This is a genomic window from Bartonella sp. AP57NXGY, assembly GCF_042195805.1.
In the GTDB taxonomy this organism is placed as follows: Bacteria; Pseudomonadota; Alphaproteobacteria; order Rhizobiales; family Rhizobiaceae; genus Bartonella.
On sequence record NZ_JBHIOZ010000185.1, the window covers coordinates 1 to 2,373 of the forward strand.

At 35.1% G+C, this 2,373-nt stretch carries 2 pseudogenes; both read left to right on the plus strand.

Features of this window, described 5'->3' with window-relative positions:
• Nucleotides 1-222, plus strand: a pseudogene (locus ACFIL8_RS09245) (MFS transporter); the annotation flags it as partial.
• 824 nt (nt 223-1,046) lie between these two features.
• Nucleotides 1,047-1,618: pseudogene (locus tag ACFIL8_RS09250) on the plus strand (integrase); the annotation flags it as partial.
• Between the last annotated feature and the right edge of the window lie 755 nt (nt 1,619-2,373).

A 2,373-nucleotide genomic window follows, 5' to 3' on the forward strand; every position in this document is an offset into this window, starting at 1 on the left:
CCTAGTGAAAATTTAGCCGAGGTGATTTTGGCAGGCGATGCCAGTGTACGCATCATAACAGCTTTATTCTCTATTGTACTTTTATATGCAGGAAAATTTTTTTCATTTTCTATATTATACGTCCTGTGTGTATTTATAGGCTTTTGCGCACCTTTATTTATTTTACAGGGGCTATCCATTTACCTAAAAGGCCTTAGCCATAAAAAAGCGTTGCATGAATGATATTCAATTATTACGCCAACCTTTATTCTGATTATAGTAATAGATAAATATTCATGATATTAATTTTAAATGAGCACATTGCACAAGAAAAACTGAAGTTTTTGTTACCTCTGGTGTAGATAAAACGAATTTAGCCCGTTAATAAACGAAATTGCAAATAGCTCTATGATCACCATTGATTCTAAAGCTTTAAGTTGGTGATAATGGTAAAAATCATTCAATAATATTCGAAAAAATATTTTATGCTGCATCAGATAATCTAAAGAGGGAAAGGAGATAAAAATTATAAAACTTATGGAAATCCAACACAAATTTTTAGGGACACATAATGACAAACAAAAGCTATGCTTGAATGATCTCTTGGCTTCATCGGTTGAGTGACGGTGCATTTCTCCATTATGGTCGATTGATAGAGTTTTCCTGTTAAGTTTGAGCATACTGAACGTAACCACATGGTCAAGATTCCTCCTTCCAATGTGGCCAACTTTGATCATAAAGTAGATTCTCACCTGATGAAAATTGATTGCAGAAATGCAGCTTCGTGAATAAACAAGAAAAAAAAGTAAACATACGACCCATCAACTATTGGACAAGACATTGATTTATAATGATAATATATCGTTATTCATATTGAATTAAAGACCCGAATATCGTAAGATTTCCTCATTTCAAATCTATGTATGTTGAATCAATTAAAATCACTTGTTTACACACCACAAGCAAGACTAGCATGTAGGTAAAAAACTATTAAGAAAAGACTAAAAATACCTCTCATGAATCGTCTTAAGTACTAAGGGCTGTCGCAACATCCACGAGCTGGCAAAATGTGTGATGGTGCCGGCTTGCTCTTTCATAAACTTAAAGATGGCACTGCTCAATAGCTTTATCGTTATACCATTCACGGACATCGCCGTAAAATGGGCCTGGGTGCTCTTTGAGAGATGTTTCTTTTAAAAAACCGTGAATTGGCAAACCAATGGCGTTCTGTTTTACGTGAGGGGTGTTCCCTCATTCAAGAACGCAATAAAAAAAAGCATGAATCAATGCATAATCTTCATTATTTAAAATATATTACTTGAGATCTTTAAAAGTCGTAAAGCAGAATTAAAAGGAGATGGGAAGTGTTTTCTATCCTTAAAACTTCATATTCTCTCTAAATTAGGCTATCTGCTCGTTTTAGAAATTACCCAAAGAGATATATAACACATTTGCTCCTATTTGGCATACAAAATCTGAAACAGCAGAGAAAGCACTCATCCGCCTTAATCCTTGTCTAAAACATGCTGCGGCATTAGATGTAGATGTTTATTTACAAGCAATAACAAAAGCGCAGACTTTGTTAGGGAAACAACGCCATAAAACACAAAACTTTCCAGAAATGGATTGGAGAGCCATCAGTCAAAGCTCCTTGTGCTCATTTTTGGAGATCGCACTCAAAAACAGTATCAGACAATGGTTACCAACTGGTTAAAAACGGTGTTCTCGCAATTCGTAAAACCAAATGATAAATATCACTGCCCTACATCAGCCGCTATAAAATACAAACAATTTAAAATTGAATTTACAGCAGAAAAAATGCTGTTTGTGTCCTGTAGAAATGCCAAAAACAGCGAAAACCGGAACACTTAAAGATGAAAATCTGAAAAAACAACTCTGTAGGTAGCCTTACAAGCACTGGACAAGATCAATGTCCCCATGGGAGAAATACAATAAAAAACAAAATTTGACTAACAAGTCCAAACAAACTTTCAATCTCTCGGAAGATCCAATTTCCTTGTCTCAAAAAATATTATAAACCCTTCTTTACCCTTCACGCAGTTGTAGAGCCCGCTCGTTAACAATGCTATACTATTAGATAGACACGAACTGCCCTGTTCACAAGCGATTGATGTTTCTTGTCTAAAGATTCCGCACTTCCTGTTTCCAAGTACAAATCTTTTCAGAAAAGAAGCAATAAAAGAAAAATTAAAGAGTTTTTATAGAGATCCGATCAACAAAAAATATCAAAAAATTTCGTACATTCTAGGATTTAAAGGTTATGTGATAAAATCTATATAAAGGTTTGTTTATCATCAATGGCGGAGAGAGAGGGATTCGAACCCTCGATATGGTTTCCCATATACACGCGTTCCAGGCGTGCGCCTTCAACCA